Below are 26981 nucleotides of genomic sequence, written 5' to 3' on the forward strand. Positions count from 1 at the left end.
GAAGAGGCCGGGCTTCGCAGGACGTCGGGGCGCTGGGCTTGTGAAACCTCGAAGAGGTCCGTATTCGGTCGATCGCATACGATATCCGGTCGCCGGTCGCCGGTCGCCGGTCGCCGGGATTCCGGCCGGCCCGGTCCGTGCGTCCCCCGAATGGGTGCCAAGCTCGCCCGTACGCAGGAATACCCGCTCATGATGAGGTGCTCTGATGTTCGGGTGATCGGCGACGGACGATCGATCACCGGTGATCGCGTGCCGGGTCGCGGCGCGCGGGTGCGCACGGCCGCCGGCCGGCCGGACGTACACGGCGCGCGGGTCCTCACGCGGTGCGGCGAACGCGGCGAGGAGGCTGGTGTTCGGATGACGGCAGTCCAGGCGGATCCCGAGGTGCGCACCCCGTACGGGGCGGTGCGCGGCCGGTACGAGGACGGCGTCGCGGTGTTCCGCGGTATCCCCTACGCGGCGCCCCCCTTCGGCCCCCGCCGGTTCCGGCCACCCGTGCCGCCCGAACCCTGGGACGGCGTGCGCGACGCGGGCGCCTTCGGGCCCACACCGCCGAAACCGCCCTACTCCGAGGCCTTCGCCCGGCTGCTGTCCGACCCGGTGGTGCCCGGCGACGACTGTCTCAACCTCAACGTGTGGACGCCGGAGCCGGGGCCCGGGGCGCGGCTGCCGGTCATGGTGTGGCTGCACGGCGGCGCCCTCACCCGGGGCTCCTCGGCGGTGCCCGTGTACGACGGGCGCCCCTTCGCCAGGGACGGCGTCGTCTTCGTCTCGGTCAACTACCGTCTCGGCGTGGAGGGGTACGGCCTCTTCCCCGACGCCCCCGCCAATGCCGGGCTGCGCGACCAGTTGGCCGCCCTGGCCTGGGTGCACGAGTCCATCGGGGCGTTCGGCGGCGACCCCGCCCGGGTGACGCTGTGCGGCCAGTCCGCCGGGGCGATCAGTGCCGGCGCCCTGCTGGCCGCGCCGCAGGCCCGGGGACTCGTGCGGCGTGCCGTCCTGCAGAGCGGACCGCCCGAGGCCGCCGACCGGGACAAGGTCCGGCGGATGGTGCGCCGGATGGCGACCCGGCTGAAGATCCCCGCCACCGCCGCGGCCTTCGCCGAGGTCGATCGTGACCTGCTGCTGCGTACCCAGGCCGACGTGGGCCGGCTCAGCAGTCCGGTGCTCGGCGGGCCCGCCTTCGGGATCGTCGTCGACGGCGACCTCGTCCCGCGTGACCCCCTGGCGGCGCTCGTCGAGGGTGACGCGGCGGCCGGCGTCGACCTGCTCATGGGCTGGACCCGTGACGAGTACCGGCTGTGGCTGGTGCCGGGCGGGCTCGTGGAGCGCGTCGACCGGCTCGGCGCCGTCGCGCTGGCCGGGGCCATGGCCCGCTGCCACTGCGGCCACGAGGTGCCGCGCGGCTACCGCGTCCTGCATCCGGGGGCGACCCCCGCCGAGATCGTCGGCCAGATGGTCACCGACCACCTGCTGCGTGTCCCGTTGCACCGGCTCGCCGACGCCCGCCCGGACTCCTCGCATGTCTACGAGTTCGCCTGGCCGTCCAAGCGGCCCGGGCTGGGCGCCTGCCACGCGCTGGAACTCGGCTTCGTCTTCGACACGGGCGACGTTCCCGAGTCGGCCCAGCTCGCGGGGGAGGGGGCGCCGCGGGAGCTGGCCGACGCGATGCACGGGGCGTGGGTGCGGTTCGCGGTCGACGGCGACCCGGGCTGGCAGCACTGGGACGCCACGCATCCGGTACGGATCTTCGGCGACGGTGAACCTCATATTGCATACGGTCCACGGGATGCCGAGTTGGCGGTGTGGGCGGCGGACGCAGTCGCCCGCGAGGGCAGGATCGCGCCTGCGCCCCTCGACGGCGGCCCCACCGCCCGCGGCACGGAGCTCCGCTCGGTCGTACGGCGCCTGCGACTCCCCGGCGCGGTCCGGCGGGACTGAGCGGGCCTGGCCGCGGGAAAACGGGCCCGGGATCGGCGGGCCAGGGTCTGCGAATCGGACGGAGCCTCTGGTGCTGAGCCTGGCTGGGCCGGGCCCGGCGGGGTGAGCCGGACACCGGCCGCCGAACGGCCGGGTCGGTCCGCCAGCGGCAGCGGCGACGGCACCGGTCACGCCGGCGGCACCGGCGACGTCGGCTACGGCACCGGTTACGCCGCCGGCCTCAGCGTGTCCGAGATCGCCGTGATCGCCGTCGGTCCCACCCGGCAGCACCCGCCGATGAGCCGGGCCCCGGAGTCCCGCCAGCCGCGTACCTCGTCGGGCGCGAACGTGGAGCGGCCGGTCCAGGCGCGGGCGTCGGCGTCCCAGGTCTCGCCGCTGTTGGGGTACACGACGACCGGCTTGCCGGTGACACGGCTCGCGATCTCGACGGCGGCGTCCACGTCCTCTGGTGCGCAGCAGTTCACCCCGACCGCGATGATCTCCTCCGCGTCGGCCGCCAGGCCGAAGGCCTCCTCCAGGGGTTGTCCGGCGCGGGTCCGGTCGCCGGCGACGGTGTACGACAGCCAGGCGGGTACGCCTAGTCCGCGCACCGCTCGCAGCAGCGCCTCGGCCTCCTCGGTGTCGGGGACCGTCTCCAGCGCGAGCACATCAGGTCCGGCCGCCGCCAGTACCTCCAGGCGCGGCCGGTGGAACGTCTCGAGTTCCGCGACGCTCAGGCCGTAGCGTCCCCGGTATTCGGAGCCGTCCGCCAGCATCGCCCCGTACGGTCCGGCCGAGGCCGCCGTCCACAGGGGTCGCCGCACCCCCTTCGTCCGCGCCTGCCTGGCCGCCTCTCGCGCCAACTCGACGCTGAGGGCGATGAGTTCGGCGGCCCGCTCCCGGCCCAGTCCGCGCTTGGCGAAGCCCTCGAAGGTCGCCTGGTAGCTGGAGGTGATCGCCACGTCCGCGCCCGCCTCGAAGTAGGCGAGGTGCGCCTGCGTGATCGCCTCGGGCTGCTCGGCGAGCAGGCGTGCCGACCACAGCTCGTCGCTCAGGTCGTGCCCGGCGGACCCGAGCTGGTTCGACAGGCCGCCGTCGAGGACGACCGCGCCGGCGGCGAGGGCCCGGGCCAGGTCCAGGGCGGGGGAGGACGGGGTTTCCGGGAGGTCGCTGGTCATGTCACGACGCTAGTCGACGGACCGGGCGAGAGCCGGGCATGTCCAGTGAGTGAGCACATCACCCACCATGCGGGACGGCGGCGGGCCGCCGCGGGGCGAAGCGGTGAGGCGGAGGCCGACGGCCGTGAGGGTGCCGGCGGCCGCCGGCGACGTGGATGCCGCCGTGCACGCGAGGTGGACGGGCGGCCGGTCGGCCGATGACGGAAAGAGCGCGGTCGATTTTTGTCACGCGCGATCCGTTGACCTCCTCGTAACACACCCGTACCTTTTCGGCGTCCGCGATGAAAGAACTTGTTCGTTATTTCGAACTTTTGGTTGTTCCGAGCATCACCGACCACCTCGTATCCCCCCGCGAGAGGCAGTCCGTATGAGCCGCGACGACGACCTGCCCGACCATCCCGGCCGCCGCCTGATGCTGAGAGGTGCCCTGGCCGCGGGCGCTCTCGTGACCACGTCTTCGACCGCCCACGCGGCCCGCCGGAGGGCCGCCGTCGGCTGCGCCAACCCGCTGGTCCGCAACCGCGCAGATCCGCACATCCTCCGCCACGCGGACGGCCACTACTACTTCACGGCCACCGTCCCCGAGTACGACCGCCTCGTCCTGCGCCGCTCCCGCACCCTCGCCGGGCTGCGCACCGCGGCCGAGTCGGTGATCTGGACCCGGCACCCGAGCGGACCGATGGGCGCGCACATCTGGGCGCCGGAGATCCACCGCATCGGCGGCAAGTGGTACGTCTACTTCGCCTCCGCCCCCGCGGAGAGCGTCTGGGACATCCGCATCTGGGTGCTGGAGAACGCCAACCCCGACCCCTTCCGCGGCAGTTGGATCGAGCGGGGGCAGATCAGGACGGCCTGGGAGACCTTCTCCCTGGACGCCACGACCTTCACGCACCGCGGCTCCCGCTATCTCGCGTGGGCACAGCACGAGCCCGGCCTGGGCGACAACACCGGCATCTTCCTGTCCCGGATGGCGAACCCGTGGACCCTGATCGGACCCCAAATCCGCCTCTCGACACCAGAGTTGGACTGGGAGTGTGTCGGCTACAAGGTCAACGAGGGGCCGTCGGCCATCGCGCGCAACGGCCGGGTCTTCCTGTCGTACTCGGCCAGTGCCACCGACCGGCACTACTGCCTGGGCCTGCTCACCGCGGACGCCGGCGGTGACCTCATGAACCCGGCGAGCTGGTCGAAGTCGCCGACACCGGTCTTCACCAGCAACGACACCACCCGGCAGTACGGCCCCGGCCACAACTGCTTCACCGTCGCCGAGGACGGCCGCAGCGACGTCCTCGTCTACCACGCCCGCCCCTACGAAAAGATCACCGGCGATCCGCTGGACGACCCCAACCGTCACACCCGTGTCCAGAGGCTGCGCTGGAACCGGGACGGCACCCCCGACTTCGGGATCCCCGTGGCCGACACACCAGCGGCCCCGGACGGCGCCGCGAGCCCGGCCGTGGCCACCGGCCCGGCCGACCGCACCACGGACCGGGCCGCGACCGCGCCCCGCCTGATCGACACCGTCAAGGAGAGTGCGTGAGATGAGACGTGCGTACGCGGCCCTGCTCGCCTTCTGCCTGACCCTGCTCGGCGCCCTCGCCATCGCCGGACCGGCTCAGGCCGCACCCCAGACCCTCACCAACGGCACCCAGATCACCGACACTTCGGGCGCGCTCGCGCACGCGCACGGCGGCGGGGTCATCAAGGTCGGCGCCTACTACTACTGGTTCGGTGAGCACCGCGACACCGACAACACCTTCCTCTATGTCGACGCCTACCGCTCCACGGACCTCAGGAACTGGGAGTTCCGCAACCACGTCCTGACCCGCTCCAGCGGCGCCGAACTGGCGAGCGCCAACATCGAGCGGCCCAAGGTCATGTACAACGCCTCCACCGGCAAGTTCGTGATGTGGATGCACAAGGAGAACGGCACCGACTACAGCGAGGCGCGGGCCGCCGTCGCCGTCTCCGACACGGTCGACGGCGACTACGCCTACCAGGGCAGCTTCCGGCCCCTCGGCCAGCACATGTCCCGCGACATCACGGTCTTCGTGGACAGCGACGGCACCGGCTACATGGCCTCCGCCGCCAACGAGAACTACGACCTGCACATCTACCGGCTCACCGCCGACTACACGGGCATAGCGAGCCTCACCGCGAACCCCTGGCCGGGCGGCCACCGCGAGGCGCCGGCCCTGTTCAAGCGGGACGGCGTCTACTTCATGCTGACCTCGGGCGCCACCGGCTGGAGCCCCAACCAACAGCAGTACGCGACCGCGACCAGCCTGACCGGCCCATGGAGCGCGATGACGAACGTCGGCGACGCCACGGCCTACGGCTCGCAGACCGCGTACGTCCTCGCGGTGCAGGGCACTTCGGGCACCTCGTACCTCTACCTCGGCGACCGCTGGGGCAACTCCTTCGGCGGGACGGTCAACGACTCGCGTTACGTGTGGCTGCCGCTGACCTTCCCGACCTCCACCACGATGTCCATGTCCTGGTACCCGGAGGTCACCGTGGACGCCGCCGCCGGAACGGTCACCGGCACGAGTGCCACCTACAACACCCTCATCGCCCGGCACTCGGCCAAGTGCGCGGACGTGACCAGCCAGTCCCTGTGGCCGGGCGCGGTCGTCAAGCAGTACGACTGCAACGGCGGCGGCAACCAGAAGTACTGGTTCAAGTCCGTCGGCGGCGGCTACTACCAGCTGGTGGTGCGCGGCAGTTCGCTGTGCCTGACGGAGAACGCCACGAGCGTCACCCAGGAGAACTGCGCGTCGGCCACCAGCCAGCAGTGGAGCGTGACGGCCTCCGGCAGCTACTCGCTCCTCAAGGCCAGGGCGAGCGGCAAGTGCCTGGACGTGAACGGCGCGTCCACCGCCAACTCCGCCGCGGTCATCACGTACACCTGCAACGGCGGCACCAACCAGCAGTGGACGCGCGGTACCTGACGCCACGTCGGGCATTCAGGCCAGTAGGTCGATCGCGTCGACCGACGTGCCCGCGCTGAGATACGAGGTCGTCCCCGAACCGCTCACCACGTCCATCCTCAGCACGTTGTACCGGCCGGTGTCCGTGAGCCAGGCGCTGGCCGGCACGCTGTAGGTGAACGTGTGGTTGTTGCCCCGGTAGGAACCCACGGTCAGCGACCGGGTGCTCGGCTGCGTGGGCGGTGCGGGGACGGCGGAGGTCCAGGTGTCGTTGACGACGACCTGCGGCCGGCCGTTGGCGTAGGCGGTCGTCACGCCGATCCGCAGGGTGTGCGCGGCGGCGGCCTGCGCCGCGGTCAGCCGGAAGTACACCAGCAGACCGCTGTTGACGTCCTTCCAGAGGTACGCCGGGAAGCCCGAGGTCTCGGTCCCGCTGCCGATCACGACGTTGCCGGTCCAGGGGGCGGCGCGGACGTCCGACGGATGCGCGTACGTCATCAGCGCGGCGTTCTTGAAGCCGGCCGGCGTGCCGTTCCAGTCGCCGATCCGCCAGATCGCGCTCGCGTTGCCGGGGTCGTTCGAGAACGGGACGGCGAGGGTGTTGAGGGTGGTCGTCGTGCCCGCGGCGACGGTCACCGGCGTACTGTATACAGCCAACTCTCCTTTGTGGACCGTCAGCGTGTACGCACCCGGCAGTACACCTCCGACCGAGAAGTAGCCGTCCGAGTCCCGTGCGGAACCCCAGTACTGGGCGGCCGGGTTCGCCAGCCCCACGGTGTACGGCTGCGCGGTGTCCCGCCCGGTGATCCCGACGCCGGCCACCCGGCCCCGGCCGCTCGCGCCGACGTAACCGGTGATGCCGAGCGAGTCCGCCCAGGAGGTGGTCAGGGTGCCGGGGGACAACGCGGAGGAGGGTGCTCCACCGTCCGTGAAGGCGATGACGTAGGGGCCCTGGAGGCCGAAGCGCTGGTCCTCGGTCTGGTTCTCGCCGTAGTAGAGGATCTCGTACAGGCCGCCGCCGTCCGCGCTCTGGTGGCGCAGCAGCGAACGGTAGAACGGGCCGCCGGACGCCTTCTCGTGGTTGCTGCGCACGATCCACAGGCCGACGCCGCCCGCGGACCAGCCGACGTGGTCGTAGTCGATGACCCGGAGCCCGGAGTAGTGCTTGGAGCGGGTCTGGCCGTCGGACTTCCCGAACACGTCCGAGGCCTCGAGGGTGGTGGGCGCGTACGTGTAGGAGTCGGGTTCGTCGTTGAGGAACAGGCCCGCCCTGACGCGCACGATGTAGCGGGTCGCACTGACCGACGTGTCGGCCTTGTAGGTCCACATGTACACGTTGTCCTCGCCGCTGCGGGCCGCGTAGTAGTGCCTCAGCGTGCCGTACGCGACGGAGACCAGGATCGTGGAGCCGGACTGGGCGATGGTCACCGTGGAGCTGCCGAGGCCCGACTCGACGTGCGAGTTCTTGCCGCCGTAGCCCTGGTACTCGGTGCCCCGGTAGACCAGTGAGGTCAGGTCGCCGTTGGCCTTGTCGACCTTGAACACGAGGTGGGCGCCGGTGTCGACGACGTAGTGGGAACCGTCGTCCGACCAGCCGAACCCGGCGGCCGAGGCGGCCGGGGCGAGCGGCCCGGCGAGTGCCGCGGAACCGGCGCCGGCGGCGGTGCCGAGGACGAAGGTGCGGCGTCGGACCGGTCGGTTCGGGGAGCCGGACATGGGGGTGCCTCCTTCGGGAGGTGGGGGTGCGGGTGATTCGTCAGAGTGACAGTTGAATCGATTTCGCGAAAGGGCTTTCACCGGGCCGGGGTTGGTAGTTGTGCGAAAGACGCTCAAGACCTAGAAAGCGCTTGCCGGGAGCGGTACGGTCCACCCGCCAGGCCCAGCAGACCTGCCGGAGGAAGCTTCATGAGACGTTTCAACCTCGCCGTGCTCGCGGCGCTGACCCTGAGCACCGGTCTGACGGCCGCACCGGCCCAGGCCCACGGAGGGCAGCGCCCCCTCGGTCTCGACCACTGCACCGCCACCGCCTGCCACTTCGACGTGCCGCCCGGCACGTACGACGTGACGGTCCGTCTCGGCGGCGCCACCGGGTCGGCCACGAGCGTCGGCGGCGAGACCCGGCGTTCCCTGCTGCCGGAGACGGCCGTCCCGGCCGGGGAACGTGTCACCCGCAGCTTCACCGTGAACGTCCGCACCCCCGAGGGCGAACCGACCGGCCCGGACGGAACTCCCGGCCTGGACCTGACGGTCGGCGGCCCGGCACCCGCCCTGGCCGGCATCCGCGTCACCCCGGCCCGCCCGTACGCCCGGACCACCGCCGACCCGACGGCCCGCGCCGCCCGGCAGCTCATCCTGGTCGGCGACTCCACCGTCTGCGACCAGCCCGGCGCCCCCTACTCGGGCTGGGGCCAGCAGCTGCCGCAGTACGTGCGCCGGGGCGTGCCCGTCGCCAACTACGCGGACTCCGGCGAGAGTACGGTCAGCTACCTTCAGGACCCGCGGCTGTGGGCCACCGTCCGGCCGCTGATCCTCCCCGGCGACCTGGTGCTCGTGCAGCTGGCCCACAACGACAAGACCACCGACGAGGCGACCTACCGGGCCAACCTGGAGACGTTCGTCGCAGGCGTCCGCGAGCGCGGCGGCCGCCCGGTCCTGGTCACTCCGATCGTGCGGCGCTGGTTCAACACCGACGGAACCCTGAACAACGACACCGCGCTTCTGGTCAACGGCCTCGGAGTGAACCATCCTGAGGTGATCCGCTCGGTGGCGGCGGCCCAGGACGTGCCGCTGATCGACCTGACGGCGAAGACGAAGGCACTGGTGGAATCCCTCGGCGTCGAAAACTCCAAGGCCCTGTACCTCTACAACGAGAAGCGCGACAACACGCACACCTCCGCGTACGGTGCCACGGTCTACGCCGGCCTGGTCCGCGACGAACTCCTCGCCCGGCACCTGGTGCCGCGGACCAGGGTGCGGATGGGCTGAGTGCCCCACGATCCCTGGGGCGTCCCGACCGGAACCGGGGCGCCCCAGGCCCCACCCCGCCGACCCGCCGCCACCATCCCGCCGCCACCATCCCGCTGACCGCTGACCGCTGACCGCTGACCGCTGACCGCTGACCGCTGACCGCTGACCGCTGACCGCTGACCGCTGACCGCTGACCGCTGACCGCTCACCGCTCACCGCGGACAGCCGACTGTCCACAGCCGACACCGCACCCCCCACCGCCGACGAGGAAGAGAGCCGATGCATCTGCCCCCCGACGACCGCGTCCTCAGCCCCCGCACCGGCTTCACCCGCGCCCACTGGGAGGCGGCCGCAGACTCCCTGCTCGCCGCCGTCGAGCCGTACGCCGCCGAGGGCGGGGCGCTCTACCACCTGCCGGGCGGGCGGGTCAGCTGGTCGGGCCGGCTCTCGGACGGCCTGGAGGGGTACGCCCGTACGCTGCTGCTGGCGGCCCTGCGCCGGGACGAGAACGCCCTGGAGCGGTACGCCGAGGGACTCGCGGCCGGCGTCGGCGGGGTCTGGCCGCGCATCGAGGACCGGAGCCAGCCGCTGGTGGAGGCGGCGTCCATCGCCTTCGCCCTGCGCATCACCCGCGAGCAGCTGTGGGACCGCCTCGACGACCGAGTGCGCGGGCGCGCCGCGGCCTGGCTCGGCGACGCCCTCTCCGCCGAACCCTGGCCCTGCAACTGGGAGTTGTTCCCGGTGACGGTCGGCGGCTTCCTCCAGGAGATCGGCCACGAGCCCGACGCGTCCCGCAAGGCGGTCGACCGGGGCCTGGAACGCATCGAGGAGTGGTACGCCGGTGACGGCTGGTACTCCGACGGCCCCGGCCGCGCCTTCGACTACTACAACGGCTGGGCCATGCACCTCTATCCGGTGCTGCACGCCTGGCTGGCCGGCGACACCCGCCTGCTGGACCTCTACGGCGGCCGGCTCTTCCGCCATCTGGAGGACTACGCCCGCCTGTTCGGCGCCGACGGCGCCCCGATGCGGCAGGGCCGCAGCCTCACCTACCGTTTCGCGACGACGGCCCCGCTGTGGCTGGGCCAGCTCACCGGCCGGACACCGCTGTCGCCGGGCGAGACCCGCCGGCTGGCCTCCGGCGCGCTGCGGTACTTCCTCGACCGCGGCGCGGTCGACTCCCGTGGTCTGCTGTCCCTCGGCTGGCACGGCCCCGACGAGAGCGTCCTGCAGGGCTACTCGGGCCCCGCCTCGCCGTACTGGGCGAGCAAGGGCTTCCTCGGTCTGCTCCTGCCGGCCGACCACCCCGTGTGGACCGCCACCGAGGAACCGGGCCCGGCCGAGCGGGCGGACGCCGTCACGCCGGTCGCCCCACCCAACTGGCTCGTGCAGTCCACGTGTTCGGACGGCCTGGTGCGTCTGCACAACCACGGCAGCGAGGACGTCCGCTACGACCCCCACTACACGCGCCTCGCCTACTCGACGGTGACGGCGCCCTCGGCGTCGTACGACAACAGTGTGATCGTCGGCGGTGATCCGGGGCGTACCGGCATCGAGCCGCTGGGCGTCGGCGACGGCTGGGCGGCCTCGCGGCACCGGGCCGGCGGCGGCGCGCGGGTCACGACCGTCGTGCTCGCGCACGGGGCGGCGGAGGTGCGGGCCCACCGGGTGACGGGGGCGGCCCAAGGCACGCCGGTGCGCGTGACCGGTTGGGCGGCCGGGGACGGCGTCCGCGCCGAACTCCGGCCGGCCGTCGGCCTCGCCGGCGACCTCACCGGCGAGGCCGGCCCGGACACCGAGGGCGGCACCCTGTTCGTGGCCCTGGCCCGGCTGACCGCCGAACCGGCCCCGGCGCCCCTGACGGAGACGGTGTCCCTACGGGTGAACGAAGCCGGGGAGCTGGAGGTCGACTGGCTCGACGGTCCCGCACTGCGGGTGCGGCTCGACGACGGCGACGTGACGGTCACCACGGTCGGCTGACCGGCGGGCTCGGCCGGGCGGGCCCAGGGCCCGAGGCGTGGGCCAAGGAGGCTCGGAGGCTGGGCGGGAGACAGGTCGGGGAGTCGCGCCGGGGCGGGTGGCCGAGCGGCAGGCGGAGTCCGGGCGGGGGCGTCGTGAGCCCGTGGGCGCGGTGGCCCGGGGCCATTGGGGTGGGACGGTGCGGAGGGGGAAAATCCGGGCCGCTATCTTCGGTGCGGACATCCGACGTGTGGAGCTGGTGTGCTGACGACAGTTCAACGGGCCGAGGGGCCGACGGCCGCCACCGGCACCCCGGCGGGCGCGGCACCCGCCGGCCGCGGCTGGCCCCGGCACTGGCCGCTCCTGCTGGCCGGCGCGGCCGCGGTGCCCGGGACGGCGCTCTTCGCGTTCGGCCGGTGGGGGGACGAACCGGCCGTGCACGCCTGGCGGACCGTCTGCCTCGCCGTCACCCTCCAGGCCCTGCCCTTCCTGCTGCTCGGCACGGCCCTGTCGGGGGCGATCAGCGCGTTCGTGCCGGCTCGCGTGTTCAGCCGGGTGCTGCCCAGGCGGCCCGCGCTCGCCGTCCCCGTCGCCACGGCCGCCGGGGTCGTCCTGCCGGGCTGCGAGTGCGCGTCGGTGCCGGTCGCGAGCAGTCTGATCGGCCGGGGCGTCACCCCGGCCGCCGCCTTCTCCTTCCTGCTGTCGGCGCCCGCCGTCAACCCGGTCGTGCTGACCGCCACCGCCATCGCCTTCCCCGCCAGTCCGGTGATGGTGCTGGCCCGGCTCCTCGCCTCCCTCGCCACCGCCGTCGTGATGGGCTGGCTGTGGCTCTGGCTGGGCCGGGAGGAATGGCTCCGGCCGGCCGTACGGCACACCGGGCACACCCCCGGGCGCAGCCGCTGGACGGAGTTCCGGCGCGGCTTCCAGCACGACTTCCTGCACGCGGGCGGTTTCCTCGTGGTCGGCGCGATGGCGGCGGCCACCTTCAACGTGACGGTCCCGCGCTCGGTCCTCGACACCTTCTCCGGCTCGCCCTGGCTGTCGGTGCTGTTCCTGGCGGCGCTCGCCGTCCTGCTCGCGGTGTGCTCCGAGGCCGACGCGTTCGTGGCCGCCTCCCTCACCGGCTTCTCGCTGCCCGCCCGGCTGACGTTCATGGTCGTCGGGCCGATGGTCGACCTGAAGCTCATCGCCCTCCAGACGGGCACCTTCGGCCGGGCCTTCGCGGTCCGTTTCTCCGCCGCCACCACGGTCGTCGCGATCGTGTGCAGCGTGCTGATAGCGGGCGTGCTGCTGTGAGACGCACCCTCCAGATTCTCCTGCTCGTCCTCAGCGGCCTCGGCGTCCTGCACGCGTCACTCTTCACGGACCTGTACGTCCGATACGTCAAGGAGGGCATGCGACCGCTGCTGGTCGCCTCCGGCGTGCTGCTGCTCCTGCTGGGCGTGGCGGAGGCGTGGTCCCGGCACCGGCCGCCGGACGGGGACACCGGCGACAGCGACGCGCACACGCACTCTCATGGCACCGCGCACCCCCACGGCACCGCGCACCTCCACAGCACCGCGCACCCCCACGAGGACGGCGGCGACCCCCGCGACGAGGGCGCCCGGGCCGCCGGCGTCCACGGTGGGCACGATCACTCCGGGGTGCCCCGGGTGGCCTGGCTGCTGTTCCTGCCGGCGCTGAGCCTGCTGTTCTGGGCCCCGCCCGCACTCGGCGCGTACACGGCGTCCCGGGAACCCGCCAAGGCCGTCACGCACCAGGACGACTTCGACCCGCTGCCCGCGACCTCACCGCTGCCGATCACCCTGAGCGACTTCACCAGCCGGGTCACGCAGGACCGCACGCGGGCCATCCAGGGTCGTACCGTCCTGATGACCGGTTTCGTCACGCCCGGCACGGCGGGCGGCGCCTGGTACCTGACCCGGATCATGCTCTCCTGCTGCGCGGCGGACGCCCAGTCGGTGAAGGTGCTGGTCCAGGGCGTTCCGACGCCGCCCGCCGACAGCTGGGTGAGCCTCACGGGGACCTGGCACCCGGGGGGCACCCTGGGCACGGGTTCGGCGCCGGTGGCCCTGGACGCCCGCAGCGTCAGGAAGATCGCCCGGCCGACGAACGGGTACACGGACGCCCTGCCGATCGGCACCGGCTGACCGCCAGGCCGCGTCTCCCGGCCCGAGGCGGCCGCGCCACGCCCTCGCCGAGAACTCAGCCGTCGCCGTGCCCGACCCGCTCGCCGCCGTGCCCCGCCGGCTGGTGCGTGTCCGCGGGCCAGTGTTCGAGCGCGACGTGCAGGGCGTCGATCGCGCGCTCCCAGGACTTCTCCACGTCCCTGGGGGCGCCGAAACCGCCGCCGGCCTCCAGGGCGCAGTAGCCGTGGAAGGTGGCGCGCAGCAGCCGTACCGCGTCGGTGAGGTCGGGTTCGGCGAGGCCGTACGCGCGGAGCATGCCGTGGGTGATCTCGGCGGTGCGGCGCAGGGCGGGGGAGTCGGCGACCAGGGACTGGTCGATACGGATCTGGGTGGCGGCGTACCGGCCCGGATGCAGGCGGGCGTACGTCCGGTAGGCGTCGGCGAACGCGCGGAGGGCGTCCTTGCCGGCCCGGCCCGCGACCGCGTCGGCGATCTGCTCGATCAGCTCGCCGCCGGCCAGCAGCGCGACGCGGGTGCGCAGGTCCTGGAGGTTTTTGACGTGCGAGTAGAGGCTCGCGTCCTTCACCCCGAAACGCCGTGCCAGCGCGATCAGCGTGACGTTCTCGAAGCCCACCTCGTCGGCGAGTTCGGCGGCGGCCGCGACGACGAGGCCGGGGGTGAGTCCTGCGCGAGCCATGGGCGACCTCCGCGTGCGATGCCGGCAGCCTCGGGCGGCCGGGAGGAGGCCATGATCCCAGTTCCGCGCCGTCCGGGCGGCCCCGGCGGGTCGCGGGCGCGTCCGCGGCCGGGCCGGAAAGGTGCCGGCCGGCTTCCGTACGGGGCGGCAACCGGCGTGACGAACAAGGGCAGTCGGGACAACCGGGAGCCGCGGGCCGATCCGCCGTGTCCGGGGCATTCGGCGCTCACTCCCCGGTCGTCCACCGTTCAGGTTCCGCCTCGATCCTCCACACGCGGCGCCCGCGCACAGCTCGGCGGGCGGCGGACGGCGACGGCATCCAGGAGGCGCATCATGGGGCACGGGCACGGTCACCACCACGGACATGACCACGGCCACGGACATGACCACGGGCACGGCCACGCGGACGGGGTGACGGCGCCGTTGCCCGCCGCCTTCGACGTCTCCGTTCCCGACGACGCCCTGACCCCCGAACAGCAGTCGCGCCGCTCCCTGCTCCGCCGGGCGGGGCTGCTCGGCGCCGGCCTGACGGCCGCCGGTGTGCTTCCCGGCGTGGCCGCCCCCGCGTACGCCGCCACCCCCGCGCAGGCCGCCGACTCCGGCGCCCGAGGCAAGAAGGGCTTCCTGTGGCTGGCCGGCGACCACCACATCCACACGCAGTACAGCAGCGACGGCAAGTACCGCGTCGTCGACCAGGTCCGCCAGGGCGCCCGGCACGGCATTGACTGGCTGGTCATCACCGACCACGGCAGCGAGACGCACGCCCGGATCGGGGTCGACAAGGTCAACCCGGACATCAGGGCGGCCCGCGCCGCCCACCGGGACACCCTGGTCTTCCAGGGCCTGGAGTGGAACATCCCGGCCGCCGAGCACGGCACCGTGTTCGTGCACCCGGGCAAGAACGAGGTCGCCGTCCTCAAGCGGTTCGAGACCGACTACGACGGCAGCGTCCACAACGCCTCCGACTCCACGCCCGCCAACGAGGCCCTCGCGGTCGCCGGCCTCGCCTTCCTCGGGGAGCAGGTCAGGCGCCGCGAGGTCAGGGACGCGCTGATGCTCGCCAACCACCCGGCGCGGCGCGGTGTGGACTCCCCGCACGAGATCCGCGCCTGGCGCGACGCGACCGACGCGGGCCACCAGATCGCCGTCGGCTTCGAGGGCGCGCCCGGCCACCAGGCCGCCGGACTGCCCGCGCCGCTCGGTGCCGGCCGGGCCCGCGGCATCTACGACAACAGCCCGAGCGCCAACTCGTTCGCCGGCTTCCCCCTGGAGAGCTACCGCACCTGGGGCGGCTTCGACTGGATGACGGCCACCGTCGGCGGCCTGTGGGACAGCCTCCTCGCCGAGGGCCGGCCCTGGTGGATCACCGCCAACTCCGACTCCCACCAGGTCTACGCCGACACCGCCGTGCGCGGACCGGGCGGCGACTTCGCCACCGACGGGCGGTACCAGGACCCGGTCTACGGCGGCGGGATCGACATCACCCAGGGCGACTTCTGGCCCGGCCAGTACAGCCGTACGCACGTGGGCGCCGACGGCTTCTCCTACGCGGCCGTCATGGACGGCATCCGCGCGGGCCGCGTCTGGGTCGACCACGGGCAGCTCCTCGACGGCCTCGACGCGCGGGTGTCCGGCGGCGGCCGGTGGGCCACCCTCGGCGGCGCCCTGCACGTGAAGAAGGGCACGAAGGTCTCGCTGACGGTGGACGTGACGACGGCCGGCGGCCCCAACTGGGCGGGTTTCGTACCGTCCCTGGCCCGGGTGGACGTCATCCGGGGCGAGGTGACCGGCCCGGTGGCCGACCGGGACACGTTCACCACGCCCACGGCGAAGGTCGTCCGCTCCTACGACGTGGACAAGGCCACCGGCACGGTCCGGCTCACCCACGACCTCGGCCGCGTCGACCGCCCGCTGTACGTCCGGCTGCGCGGCACCGACGGCAACCGGTCCGCCGTCGGCGCGAGGGGCGCGGCGGTGGACCCCGCGGGCCCGGCCATCGACGTCGCCGGTGACGCCGATCCGTGGCGCGACCTGTGGTTCTACGCCAACCCGGTGTGGGTCCTGCCGTCGTGACACCGTACGTCCTCACGGTGGACGCGGGCGTGCGGGACCTGCGTGCCGCCGATCACCTGCTGCACTCCCTGTCAGCCGAACTCGCCCTGACCGAGGGCACGTTCGGCTGCACCCACCTGCTGCGCGAAGGGCGGCCGCACGTCGGTCTGTCCTTCGCGCTGCCGACCGAGCCGCTCCTGCGCACCGCCCTGGAGCGGCTCGGTTCCGGAGGGTACGAGGTGGCGCCCGGCGTTCCGGACGCGGTGGGCCGCGCGGTGCTCTATCCGGGGGTGTCGGCGCTCACCGGCACCCTGTCGGTCGCGGACCTGCTCGACCGCTCCGCGATCGACCGTGTGACCGTCCTGGGGTCGGGCTCGCGACAACCCGACCCGGCCACCGTGCTCCTGACGAACAATCACGTACGTCCGCAGTTTCAGGACGGGGAGCTGGTCCTCACCGCCATGCCCGCCGCGGCCGGCGCCCTCGTCCCCTTCGAGGTCCCCGACCCGACCCCGTGCTGCGCGGACCACTGACCGAAGCGCGGTCGGCGGCCCACCCGTTGACCCCTGCGCGGTGCCGCAGGCCGCGGTGCCACAAACCGTCGATCGATCAGTCGACCGCTCATTTCGCAGCCCGGACGCGTTCGGCCGGGGTCACCGGTCGAGAACCGAGAACACGAAGGAGAACTCCGTCGGCTCCGCCCGCAGGAAGTACTGCGGCAGCGGGCCCGGACCGCAGGACTGCGAGCCGATGCCGTGCTGCCCGTGGTCGAGGTTGACCCACACCGTGTCGCCGGGCGTGAGATCGGTGAGGTGGGCGGCCGCATCCAGCCGTTCGTTCGTCCAGCGGCGCGCGCTGAACCAGAACGCCGGGTCGCCCTCGACGCGCAGACCACCGATCTCCACCCAACGGACGTCGGAGCGGGCGCCGTTCTCCTGCGGGCGCACGTACGGCGTCTGCAGCGCGTCGACCGTGGACTCCCAGCGGTTCAGCGCGGCGGCCGCCCTGGTGTCCGGGTACGCCTCACCGGGACCGCCGCCGAACCAGCGCACCCGGTCCGCCGAGCCGGGCAGCCCGAGGCGGACGCCGAGCCGGGGCAGCGGGAGCGTCCACTCGCCCTCGGGGGACACCGACACCGTCAGCCGCAGCCGGTTGCCGTCCGAGGTCCAGCGGTACACCGTGGCCAGACCCAGCTCCCGGGCGGCCGGCGCCACCCGGGTCCGCACCGTCAAAGCGTCCTCGGCCGACTCCACCGCGTCCAGGCGGTGTTGCATGCGGTGCAGGCCGAGCGTGCGCCACAGGACGCCGTAACGGGTGTCGGACTGCCACTCGGCGCCCTCGTCGTTGTCGGTGGTGGCGCGCCACACGTCCAGACGCGGGCCGCTCACCTCGATCCCGCCGATCGCGGTGAGCGCGCCGGTCCGGGCGTCGAAGCGGGCCGGGCCGAGGGTGATGTGCCCGTCGCCGCGCACCGGGCGGCCCGTCGCGGTGAGGCGCGGCAGCGGCCGTGGCGCGACGGGGAGTTGACCCCAGGCGACCCGGTGGCCCTTCGGCGCCCACGCGGTGTCGGCGGCGAGCAGCGCGCTCACCGTCCACTGGGTCTCCGCGCTCCGCGGGCCCGCGGGCGGCTCGGGCAGCTTCACCTCGGCCGACTCGCCGGGCGCGAGCGGCGGCACGGACAGCGTGCCGGCCTCGACGGTCTCGCCGTCCACCTGGTAGGACCACTCGAAGGCGAGGGCCGACAGGTCCGCGAAGTCGTGCTTGTTGGTGACGCGGACGGTGCCTTCGAGACCGTCACCGTCGATACGGACCGGCTCGACGACCTTCTGGTACTCGACGAGCCCGGGGGACGGGCTCCGGTCGGGGAACAGCAGCCCGTCGCAGACGAAGTTGCCGTCGTGCAACTCCTCGCCGAAGTCGCCGCCGTAGGCGTAGCCCAGCTCCGGGTGCCTGATGCCGTGGTCGATCCACTCCCAGACGAAGCCGCCCTGGAGCCGCTCGTACCTCTCGAACAGCTCCTGGTAGTCGGCCAGTCCGCCGGGGCCGTTGCCCATGGCGTGCGCGTACTCGCACTGGATGAAGGGCAGTTCGCGGCGCTTCTCGGTGCCGCCGTCCAGGCCCCGGCCGATCGTCTCGACCTCGGCGTGGAAGGCGTACATCCGCGAGTACATGTCCGTGTCGCGGCAGTTCCAGTCGCCCTCGTAGTGCACGAGGCGTCCGGCGTCCCGGGCGTGGATCCACTCGGCCATGGCGGTCAGGCCGCGGCCGGTGCCGGCCTCGTTGCCGAGGGACCAGATGACGACGGACGGGTGGTTCTTGTCCCGCTCGACCATGCGGGCCGCGCGGTCCAGGAGGGCGGGCGTCCAGCGGTCGTCGTCCACCGGGTTGTCGCGCCAGTCCTGCTCGGTGAAGCCGTGGGTCTCCAGGTCGCACTCGTCGATGACCCACAGGCCGTACTCGTCGCACAGGTCGAGGAAGGCCGGGTGCGGCGGGTAGTGCGAGGTGCGGACGGCGTTGACGTTGTGCCGCTTCATCAGCAGCACGTCCTCACGCATCGTCTCCAGGTCCAGGGCGCGGCCCCGCTCGGGATGCCACTCGTGCCGGTTGACGCCCTTGAAGAGGATCGCGCTGCCGTTGACCTTGATCAGGCCGTCGGCGAGTTCGACGGTGCGGAAGCCGACGCGCAGCGGCACCCGCTCGCCCTCCGTCACCAGTTCACCGTCGTACAGCCGGGGTGTCTCCGCCGTCCACGGCTGGACCGGGACCGTCACCGCGTCGCCCGTCGCGACATCGATGTCCAGGTCGGGCACGGTCACCCGGCCGTCGACGTCGGATTCGACGCGCAGGGTGCCCTCGCCGGAGCGGTGGTCGTAGGAGGCGTGCACGAAGAAGTCGAGCGCGCTGCCCGCGGGGCGGTGCAGCAGGGTGACGTCACGGAAGATGCCCGGCAGCCACCACTGGTCCTGGTCCTCCAGGTACGAGCCCGCGGACCACTGGTGGACCCGGACCGCCAGCACATTGCCCGCGCTCTTCAGCAGATGGCCGACCGCGAACTCGTGCGCCAGCCGCGAGCCCTTGAACTCGCCGATGTCGGTGCCGTTGAGCCACACCCGCGCACACGACTCGACGCCGTCGAAGCGCAGCACCGCGCCGCCCGCGTCCGGCCCGGACGGCCAGTCCGCAGGCAGGTCGAAGGTCCTCAGGTGGTCACCGGTCGGGTTGTCGGTCGGCACGTGCGGCGGGTCGACCGGGAACGGGTAGAGGTGGTTGGTGTAGATCGGGGACCCGAAGGCCCCGTCGCCCTGGAGGACCCAGTGGCCGGGGACCGTGACCTCGGCCCAGTCCCCGGCGTCGAACCCCTCCTCGGCGAACGAGTCGTCCTCGGCGTCGGCCGTCGCGGACAGCCGTAGCCGCCAGCTGCCGTTCAGCGACAGGGACTTCGCGTCCGAGGACGCGTACCAGGCGCGGGGCGGCAGGGCGCCGCTGCCCGGTGAGACGTCCTCGACGTAGCCGACGGCAGTGGGAGAGGTGCGGAAAGACATCGGTCTCCAGGTTCGGGGGAGTGGGCGTCAGCCCTTGATGCCGGTCTGTGCGATCCCCTGCACCAGCCAGCGCTGGAGGAAGAGGAACACGAGCAGCAGGGGCAGGATGGAAATGGCGGTGGCCATGAAGATCAGGTGGTAGTTGACCGTCTGGTTCGTCATGTACGACGACAGGGCGACCTGGACGGTCCACGCGCTCGGGTCCTGACCGATGACCAGCGGCCACAGGAAGGAGTTCCACCCGTTGATGAAGGTGATGGTCGCGATCGCCGCGAAGAAGTTCAGCGAGTTGGGCACCACGACGCGCCAGTACGCGCCCCAGTAGCCGAGTCCGTCCACCCGCGCCGCCTCCTCCAGCTCCTTGGGGAACCCCAGGAAGTACTGCCGGAAGAGGAAGCAGGTGAAACCACTGAACAGGCCCGGGATGATGAGACCGCGGTAGGTGTCGACCCAGCCGAGGGACGAGACCAGCACGAAACTCGGCACGAAGGTGACGGCGGCCGGCACCATCAGGGTGAACAGGACGGCGTAGAAGATCTTGTTGGCGTGCCGGTAGGGGATGCGGGCCAGGCCGTAGCCGGCCAGCGAGCACACCAGCAGCGTGCCGGCGGTGTGCAGCACGCCCACCACCAGCGAGTTGACCATCGACTGGCCGAAGTCGACCGTGGTGTCGCGGAACGGCTCGGTGATGTTGCTCCACCGGATGTCGGTGGGGAAGAACTTCCAGTTCTCGCCGGTGATGTCGGGGTCCGTCGACAGGGAGTTGCGGACCAGCAGGTAGAAGGGGACGAGGAAGAGGAAGGCGGCGACGCCGGTGGCGAGGTAGAGGCCCGTGGACCCCATGACCGCGCCGCGCCGCCTGCGCGCCGGCGCTTTCCCGGGCGGTGGCGTCCGCCTCACCTCGGGTGCGGTGGTGGTCACCTGGACTCCTCCCTCCTTCCGATTCCCATGAGCTTGCCCTGGAACAGGGTCACGACGACGATCAGCAGGGTCAGCATCACCGCGCCGGCGCTGCCCGCGCCGTAGTCCTGGTTCTGGCCCAGGGCGGTGTAGTACAGCTCGACCAGCGGCGGCCGGCCCCAGGTGGTCTTCGACAGGAGGTTGAAGAACTCGTCGAACGCCTGGTAGGCGGCCACCAGGAGCAGCAGCACCACGGCCGTCGAGGTCGCCCGCAGCTGGGGCAGCGTGATGTACCAGAAGGTCTGCCAGCCGCGCTTGGCGCCGTCGATCGCGGCGGCCTCGTACAGCTCGCCCGGGATGTTCTGCAGCGCCGCCAGGAACAGGATCATGAAGAACCCGGACTGGAGCCAGAGCCTCGCGGTGAGGATGACCAGCCAGTACCACGGCGGGTCGGGGTTGGCGAGCCAGGCGATGTTGTCGACGCCGAACCAGCCGATGACGGTGTTCGCCAGACCGAAGCGGACGCCGTTGAAGAGGGACATCTTCCAGATCAGCGAGGCGGCGACGTAGCTGCACGCGGTCGGCAGGAAGAAGACCGAGCGGAAGAACGCCCGCATGAAGCGCAGCCGGTTCACCAGCATGGCCAGGCCCAGCGACAGGGCCCAGGTGGTCGGCACGATGAACGCGGCGAACACGGTGAAGGTGCCCAGCGAACCGACGAAGTCGCTGTCGCCGAGCATGAAGCGGTAGTTCTCGAATCCGACGAACTTGTCCGGGGTGACGGTGAAGCGGGCCTCGAAGAAGCTGAGCCAGATGCTCCAGCCGATGGGGACGTAGACGAAGATCACGAGCCCGACGAGGAACGGGCCGGTGAAGAGCCAGAAGTTGAGGGTGCTGCTGCCCCGCAGCCCCCGCCGCAACGACGCCCCGGAGGGCTTCGCCGGGACGGGGCGCGCGAGGTCGGGTGTGGTGGTCGTCGACATGGCGCTGTCCGTCCGCCGGCCTATCCGAACAGCTTCTTGAGCTCGCGGTCCACCGTCTTGTCGGCCTTGTCGAGAGAGGCCTCCGGATCCCCGCCCTTGCGCACCGAGTTGGCGAACACGTCCTCCAGCGCGGTGATCATCGCCTGGGTCCAGCCGATGTTGTCGAAGTGCCCGTAGTCGGTGAAGAGTTTGACGCCCTCGGCCGGCAGGCCCGACTTCAGCTTGGTGGCCGACGCGGCGATCGAGGTGCGCGGCGGGATGTGGAAGCCGTAGGAGGTCGCCCAGTCCTCCTGGTACGTCTTCTGTTCGATCCACAGCCACTTGACGTACGCCTTGGCCGCCTCGACGTTGTCGCCCTTGGCGTTGACGAACATCGACCAACCGCCGTTGTACACCGAGGGCTTGCCGCTGTCGGTGACCTTCGGGAACGGGAAGACGCCGATGTCGTCGCCGAGCGTCTGCTGGAACTGCGGCATCGCCCACATGCCGCAGAACTGCATCGCGCACAGACCCTGGTTGAGCGCCGACGGGTCCCAGTAGTCGGCCGGGGCGTCCAGGAGCAGGTGGCCGCTGGTGAACAGCTTGCGCATCTTCTTGATGCCCTCGATCACGCCGTCCGTGTGGTAGGCGATCTGGTTCTTGTCGTCGAGGGTGTCGGCGCCGGCGGACCAGATCATCGGGTTGATGACGGCGTGCAGGTCGTTGCCGAGGAACAGGCCCTTGACCTTGCCGGTGGTGAGCTTGGCGGCCGCCTCGACCAGTTCGTCGAGGGTGGTGGGCACCTTGACGCCGGCCTTCTCCAGCAGCGAGGGCCGGTAGAAGAAGAACTGCGGGTCGTCGATCATGCGGACGCCGTACATCTTGCCGTCGACCGTGTGCGACTTGATGTCGGCCTGGTTGAAGTCGTCCTTGACCGGCTCGATGATGTCGGTCAGATCGGCCACCTGCCCGCTCTTCACGAGCTGGATCTGGGGGTGGAACTCGAAGAGGTCCGGCGCGTTCTTGGTGAGCAGTGTCGCGAAGAGCTTGCTCTCGAAGTCGGAGCCGGTGATCCACTGCGTGTTCACCTTGGCCTTGTCGTACGCCGCCGCGTACTTCTTGATGGCCTGCTCGGTGCCCGCCTCGCCGTAGGCGTGGAAGAACTGGGTGAGGTTCGTCCCCGAACCGCCGCTGCCGCCACGGCCGTTGTTGCTGCCGCAGGCGGCCAGCGTGCCGGCCGCGGCCAGGCCCGCTGCTGCCTTGAAGAGTGACCGGCGGTCCCAGTTGCTGCTCATTGCCGACATGGTGACGTCCTTGTCTCGAGTACGGCGGTGGCTCCACGGCGTTGCGGCCGGGCGGCTCGATTCGGCTTGCGGAGCGGGACGTTAACCTTCGGCCAATCCTTCGGCAAGGGGTTGGACGAAGTCTGTTCGAAGCGTTGTGTGGCGTTCGGGATACCGGACGTGACGGTGGGCGGGTCGCCGCAGCGCGATCCGCGCGTTCGTGGAGTGTCCGGCCCTCGTCAGGAAGGGCGTACGCCGCGGCCTCTCGCGGGCGTGGTGCGCGCCGCGTTGCGCTGGCCCACCGACTGGAGCGCGCCCTCGAGGGCGAAGGTCGCCGCGCCCAGGCACACCGGGTCGGTGGGGATGGGCGACAGGACGATCTCGGTGGCGGCCAGCGGCCGTCTCAGCGCGTGCCTGGCCACGGCCTCCCGCACCTCCGCCACCAGCGGCGCGCCGAGGGTCGCGGCCACCCAGCTGCTCAGCACGACGACCTCGGGGTTGAACAGGTTCACCAGGTCGGAGATGCCGGCGCCCAGGTAGCGGGCGGTGTCGCGGACCACCTTGAGCGCCACCGGATCGCCCTCGGCGACCCCGCGGGCCAGCGCGTCGACGGTCGCCGTCTGGTCCTCCGGGTGCAGCAGGGGGCTGCCCGGGCTCAGCTCGCGCAGGTTCAGCATGATGCCGGGCGCGCCGACGTACGTCTCCACGCACCCGTGGTTGCCGCAGTGGCACAGCCGTCCGTCCAGGACCAGCGTGGTGTGCCCCCACTCGCCGGCGCTGTTGCTCACGCCCCGGTGCAGCCCCCCGCCCAGGACGAGCCCGGCGCCCACCCCGGTCCCGAGGTTGACCACCACGGCGTCCCCGCGGCCGCGCGCGGCACCGAACCACAGCTCGGCCACCGCGCAGGCACGCAGCGGATTGTCCAGGTAGAGGGGGTAGGAGATGTGCTCGGAGAGCAGGTCGAGCAGCGGCACGTCGTGCCAGTCCCAGTTGGGCGCGTACTCCGAGATCCCGGTGTCGCGGTCCACCTGGCCCGGCACGCAGACCCCCACGCCCAGCACCCGCGCGCCCTCGATCCCGGCCTGGGCGACCACCGAGCCGACGGCCGCGGCGACATGCCCGACCACCTGCTCGGGGCGGCTCTCACCGGGGCGCATGTCCTCCTCGGCGCGCGCCAGCACGTTCAGCCCGAGGTCGAAGAGCTCGACATGGACGTACGTCTCGGCGATGTCCACGCCGATCAGGGCGCCCCCCGACGCGTTGACGGCGACGAGACCCCGGGGCCGGCCCCCCGCCGAGTCCTCGAACCCGACCTCCGTGATCATGCGGAGGTCGAGCAGTTCGCCGACCAGCGTGGCGACCGTCGCCAGACTCAGTCCGGTGGCGGCCGCCAGCTGCTGGCGGGAGGTGGGCGAGGCGGCGACGAGCTGGCGCAGCACCCCGTAGCGGTTCGCGGTCCGGATGTCACGTGAGGTGCGCTTCATGGGGCCGGCCCCCGTCCTTTCGACTCCGGCGGACCGGGGCAGAACGGCACCGGCGCGGCGCCAGGCTATGGGGCGCCGGGACTTACTACAAGGGGTTAGGAAAGGGGTTTTACAAAGTCAGGAGCCCAGCAGGTCCCGGACGAACACGTTGCTGAACTTACCCTCCGGGTCCAGGTCGCGGACCAGCGCCCGGAACTCGTCCAGGCGGGGGTAGCGGCCGCGCAGCACCCGCGTCGGCACGGTGAACACCTTCCCCCAGTGCGGGCGGGCGTCGAAGGGGTCCAGTGCCTCCTCCACGCGCCGTACCACCGGCAGCACCGCCGCGGTGTCCTCGATCCAGGTGAAGTGCGCGGCGACCGTGTCCCGTCCGTGCGACGGGCTCAGCCACTGGGCGTCGGCGGCGACGGTCCGCACCTCGCAGGTCTGCAGTACGGGGGCGACCGTCTCCCGGATCCTGTCGATCGCATACAGCATGTCGACGGCGAACCGGCGCGGCAGCAGGTACTCGGACTGGAGCTCCGTCCCGCTGCTCGGCGTGAACTCGGCCCTGAAGTGCGGCAGCCGCTCGTGCCAGGGCCCCGGCACGCCGAACTGCTCGGTGCAGTTCACCGCCGGCATCCCCGGCACCGGATGCAGCGCCTCGGTGGCGGGCGCCGCCCACGGAAAGTCCGGGAGGGGCTGGTCGGTGCGCCGCTTGCGCCACACCTGCCTGAAGCCCGGCTCCCGCCAGTCGGTGAACAGGCTCACGCTGTACGCCGACGCCGCCACCGTCTCGAAGTCCAGGCCGGCCAGGGGGAGTTCGGTGAACAGGTGCTGCTCGACCTCGAAGCCGGGCTCCAGGTCGAGGGTGAGGGCGGTGACGACACCGAGGGCGCCGAGGGAGGTGACGGCGCCACCGAAGCGCGGGTCGTCCCGGCCCAGGACGACCGTCGAGCCGTCCGCCGTGACGATCTCCACCTCGCGCACCGCTGACGCCAGCGACCCGTTGGCGACCCCCGAACCGTGTGTGCCGGTGGCGACCGAGCCGGCCACCGAGATGTGCGGCAGGGACGCCATGTTCGCCAGCGCCAGCCCGCGGTCGTGCACCCGGCGGGCCAGCTCCGCGTACCGGACGCCGCCGCCGACCCGCACGGTACGGGCCGCCGTGTCGATCTCCACCTCGGACGGCAGGGCGTCCAGCGAGAGCAGCACGCCGCCGGGGCCGGGCTCGGCGATCTCGTTGAAGGAGTGCCCGCTGCCCAGCACCCGCACCGCGGCATGGGCGGCGACCAGGGCCCGCAGCTCCTCCGGGGAGCGCGGGCGGTGCAGCTCCCCGGCGAAGGTGATGTTCCCCGCCCAGTTGGTGACCGTCTCCGTCATCCTGCCGTCCCTCCCGAGATGTGCGTCTGCGCCGACCCTCTCATCCGGCGCCGCCCCGCCGCGCACCGGCCGTCGCCCGTTTTGCCGCACCCCGCGCGTCGGAGGGGGCCCCGGCACGGCCGGCGCGCAGGCGGGGGCATACCGTGAGGAGTCGTACGCCCGAGCCGCAAGGAGATGACGGATGGGCAGCCGTACCGCGCTGGTCGAGGATCTGATGGAGCGCTTCCCGCACGTACCGCGGGAGGCCGTCTTCAAGGAGGACCTGCTCCGTGGCGGGGTGGCCTTCGACCCGTCCGCCCTGAGCGACAACGAGAAGGGCGAGGTCAAGCCGAAGTCGTACTTCATCTTCAGCTTCGACCACGGCACCCTGCCCGAGCTGGGCGAGGCCGCGCTGCGGCGCCCGCCGGAGGAGATCATCCTCACCGGCGGCCCCTACGACCTGCGGCGGACCGTGGTCTCCGTGCGGGTGAACCCGTCCTCGCCGTACCGCGTGGCCGCCGGTGAGGACGGCCTGCTCGGGCTGTACCTCGACGGACGGCGGATCTCCGACGTCGGGGTGCCGCCCATGCCCGAGTACTACCGGCACACCCTCGCGAACGGGAAGTCGGTCATGGAGGTCGCCCCCACCATCCAGTGGGGCTACCTGATCTACCTCACCGTCTTCCGGGTCTGCCAGTACTTCGGCGCCAAGGAGGAGTGCCAGTACTGCGACATCAACCACAACTGGCGACAGCACAAAGCCGCCGGTCGACCGTACACAGGAGTCAAGGACGTCGAGGAGGTCCTCGAAGCCCTGGAGATCATCGACCGCTACGACACCGCGAAGGCGTCCACCGCCTACACGCTGACCGGCGGCGCGATCACCTCCAAGCTCCAGGGCCGCGACGAGGCCGACTTCTACGGCCACTACGCCAAGGCCATCGAGGAGCGCTTCCCCGGCCGGTGGATCGGCAAGGTCGTCGCCCAGGCCCTGCCGCGCGACGACGTGCAGCGCTTCAAGGACTACGGCGTGCAGATCTACCACCCGAACTTCGAGGTGTGGGACCGCCGCCTGTTCGAGCTGTACTGCCCCGGCAAGGAGCGCTACGTCGGCCGCGACGAATGGCACCGGCGGATCCTCGACTCGGCCGACGTGTTCGGCGCGCGCAACGTGATCCCCAACTTCGTGGCGGGCGTGGAGATGGCCGAGCCGTTCGGCTTCACCACGGTCGACGAGGCGATCGCCTCCACCACCGAGGGCCTGCGCTTCTTCATGTCGCACGGCATCACGCCCCGCTTCACCACCTGGTGCCCCGAGCCGACCACCCCGCTCGGCAAGGCCAACCCCCACGGCGCGCCCCTGGAGTACCACATCCGGCTGCTGGATGCCTACCGCGCCACCATGGACGACTTCGGCCTGGCCTCGCCCCCCGGCTACGGCCCGCCCGGGCCCGGCCGTGCCGTCTTCTCCGTCAGCTCCTTCATGGACAGCCTGCCCGCCCGCGAGCCCGCCGAGGACCCGGACGAGGTCCGCGCCTAGGACCTGCCGCTGGGTTCAGGACGGGCTCGCGCCCGGTCCGAACAAAGATCCTTCAGAGCGGTGGACCGTCCTTCCGGCGGGGGCGGGAGGGCCGGAAAAG

General features: G+C 72.0%; 19 protein-coding genes. 10 read left to right on the forward strand and 9 right to left on the reverse strand.

Going from position 1 to position 26981, the window contains the following annotated elements:
* Positions 1-357: 357 nt before the first annotated feature.
* Positions 358-1941, forward strand: coding sequence for a carboxylesterase family protein (locus ABZT03_RS09295; protein WP_356035735.1), 1584 nt, complete (start codon positions 358-360; stop codon positions 1939-1941).
* Between the two features lie 206 nt (positions 1942-2147).
* Here the strand turns inward: ABZT03_RS09295 and mmuM are convergent, their stop codons facing one another.
* Positions 2148-3098 (reverse strand): homocysteine S-methyltransferase, encoded by a 951-nt coding sequence (gene mmuM, locus ABZT03_RS09300; RefSeq protein ID WP_356035738.1) that lies wholly within the window; start codon positions 3096-3098, stop codon positions 2148-2150.
* A gap of 367 nt (positions 3099-3465) precedes the next feature.
* Here mmuM and ABZT03_RS09305 point away from each other — a divergent pair, with 367 nt between their 5' ends.
* Both ABZT03_RS09305 and ABZT03_RS09310 read left to right on the forward strand, forming a co-directional pair.
* Positions 3466-4638 carry a glycoside hydrolase family 43 protein gene (locus tag ABZT03_RS09305; RefSeq protein ID WP_356035741.1) on the forward strand — a complete coding sequence of 391 codons (1173 nt, stop codon included), beginning with the start codon at positions 3466-3468 and terminating at the stop codon, positions 4636-4638.
* Between the two features lies 1 nt (position 4639).
* On the forward strand, positions 4640-6049 hold the full coding sequence (locus ABZT03_RS09310; protein ID WP_356035744.1) for an RICIN domain-containing protein: 1410 nt from the start codon (positions 4640-4642) through the stop codon (positions 6047-6049).
* 15 nt (positions 6050-6064) lie between these two features.
* On the opposite strand, the gene ABZT03_RS09315 is transcribed toward ABZT03_RS09310, so the two are convergent.
* The gene (locus ABZT03_RS09315) at positions 6065-7744 is read right to left on the reverse strand and encodes a rhamnogalacturonan lyase B N-terminal domain-containing protein (RefSeq protein WP_356035747.1); all 1680 of its coding nucleotides are present in this window, start codon (positions 7742-7744) and stop codon (positions 6065-6067) included.
* A gap of 189 nt (positions 7745-7933) precedes the next feature.
* Between ABZT03_RS09315 and ABZT03_RS09320 the strand changes: the two genes are divergently transcribed.
* The 4 genes from ABZT03_RS09320 to ABZT03_RS09335 all read left to right on the forward strand — a co-directional run bounded on the left by ABZT03_RS09320 (position 7934) and on the right by ABZT03_RS09335 (position 13104).
* Positions 7934-9013 carry a rhamnogalacturonan acetylesterase gene (locus ABZT03_RS09320; RefSeq protein ID WP_356035750.1) on the forward strand — a complete coding sequence of 360 codons (1080 nt, stop codon included), beginning with the start codon at positions 7934-7936 and terminating at the stop codon, positions 9011-9013.
* Positions 9014-9274: 261 nt separating this feature from the next.
* Positions 9275-10975, forward strand: coding sequence for a DUF2264 domain-containing protein (locus tag ABZT03_RS09325; RefSeq protein ID WP_356035753.1), 1701 nt, complete (start codon positions 9275-9277; stop codon positions 10973-10975).
* 243 nt (positions 10976-11218) lie between these two features.
* Positions 11219-12250, forward strand: a complete 1032-nt coding sequence (locus ABZT03_RS09330; RefSeq protein WP_356035967.1) for a permease — start codon at positions 11219-11221, stop codon at positions 12248-12250.
* Positions 12247-13104: a TIGR03943 family protein gene (locus ABZT03_RS09335; protein ID WP_356035756.1), complete on the forward strand. Its 858-nt coding sequence runs from the start codon at positions 12247-12249 to the stop codon at positions 13102-13104. The genes ABZT03_RS09330 and ABZT03_RS09335 overlap by 4 nt, the downstream gene beginning before the upstream one ends.
* A gap of 55 nt (positions 13105-13159) precedes the next feature.
* Here ABZT03_RS09335 and ABZT03_RS09340 read toward each other — a convergent pair whose 3' ends face one another.
* Positions 13160-13780: a TetR-like C-terminal domain-containing protein gene (locus ABZT03_RS09340; protein WP_356035760.1), complete on the reverse strand. Its 621-nt coding sequence runs from the start codon at positions 13778-13780 to the stop codon at positions 13160-13162.
* A 333-nt stretch (positions 13781-14113) separates the two neighbouring features.
* Here ABZT03_RS09340 and ABZT03_RS09345 point away from each other — a divergent pair, with 333 nt between their 5' ends.
* Together ABZT03_RS09345 and ABZT03_RS09350 are read left to right on the forward strand one after the other, a co-directional pair.
* Entirely contained in the window at positions 14114-15853 is a 1740-nt protein-coding gene (locus ABZT03_RS09345; protein ID WP_356035763.1) for a PHP domain-containing protein, read from the forward strand.
* Positions 15850-16365, forward strand: coding sequence for a hypothetical protein (locus ABZT03_RS09350; protein WP_356035766.1), 516 nt, complete (start codon positions 15850-15852; stop codon positions 16363-16365). The genes ABZT03_RS09345 and ABZT03_RS09350 overlap by 4 nt, the downstream gene beginning before the upstream one ends.
* A gap of 120 nt (positions 16366-16485) precedes the next feature.
* Here the strand turns inward: ABZT03_RS09350 and ABZT03_RS09355 are convergent, their stop codons facing one another.
* From ABZT03_RS09355 to ABZT03_RS09380, 6 genes are all read right to left on the reverse strand, one after another.
* Positions 16486-19374 (reverse strand): glycoside hydrolase family 2 TIM barrel-domain containing protein, encoded by a 2889-nt coding sequence (locus tag ABZT03_RS09355; protein ID WP_356035769.1) that lies wholly within the window; start codon positions 19372-19374, stop codon positions 16486-16488.
* Between the two features lie 27 nt (positions 19375-19401).
* Positions 19402-20295: a carbohydrate ABC transporter permease gene (locus tag ABZT03_RS09360; protein WP_356035772.1), complete on the reverse strand. Its 894-nt coding sequence runs from the start codon at positions 20293-20295 to the stop codon at positions 19402-19404.
* The gene (locus tag ABZT03_RS09365; protein WP_356035774.1) at positions 20292-21257 is read right to left on the reverse strand and encodes a sugar ABC transporter permease; all 966 of its coding nucleotides are present in this window, start codon (positions 21255-21257) and stop codon (positions 20292-20294) included. The genes ABZT03_RS09360 and ABZT03_RS09365 overlap by 4 nt, the downstream gene beginning before the upstream one ends.
* Before the next feature lie 20 nt (positions 21258-21277).
* Complete coding sequence (locus ABZT03_RS09370; protein WP_356035776.1) at positions 21278-22540, reverse strand: sugar ABC transporter substrate-binding protein; 1263 nt, start codon at positions 22538-22540, stop codon at positions 21278-21280.
* A 218-nt stretch (positions 22541-22758) separates the two neighbouring features.
* Entirely contained in the window at positions 22759-24003 is a 1245-nt protein-coding gene (locus tag ABZT03_RS09375) for an ROK family protein (RefSeq protein WP_356035779.1), read from the reverse strand.
* A gap of 117 nt (positions 24004-24120) precedes the next feature.
* Entirely contained in the window at positions 24121-25362 is a 1242-nt protein-coding gene (locus ABZT03_RS09380) for an FAD-binding protein (protein ID WP_356035782.1), read from the reverse strand.
* Between the two features lie 181 nt (positions 25363-25543).
* On the opposite strand from ABZT03_RS09380, the gene ABZT03_RS09385 reads away from it, so the two are divergent.
* On the forward strand, positions 25544-26881 hold the full coding sequence (locus ABZT03_RS09385; RefSeq protein ID WP_356035785.1) for a radical SAM protein: 1338 nt from the start codon (positions 25544-25546) through the stop codon (positions 26879-26881).
* Positions 26882-26981 lie beyond the last annotated feature (100 nt).

Source organism: Streptomyces sp. NPDC005574 (assembly GCF_040605435.1).
GTDB lineage: Bacteria > Actinomycetota > Actinomycetes > Streptomycetales > Streptomycetaceae > Streptomyces.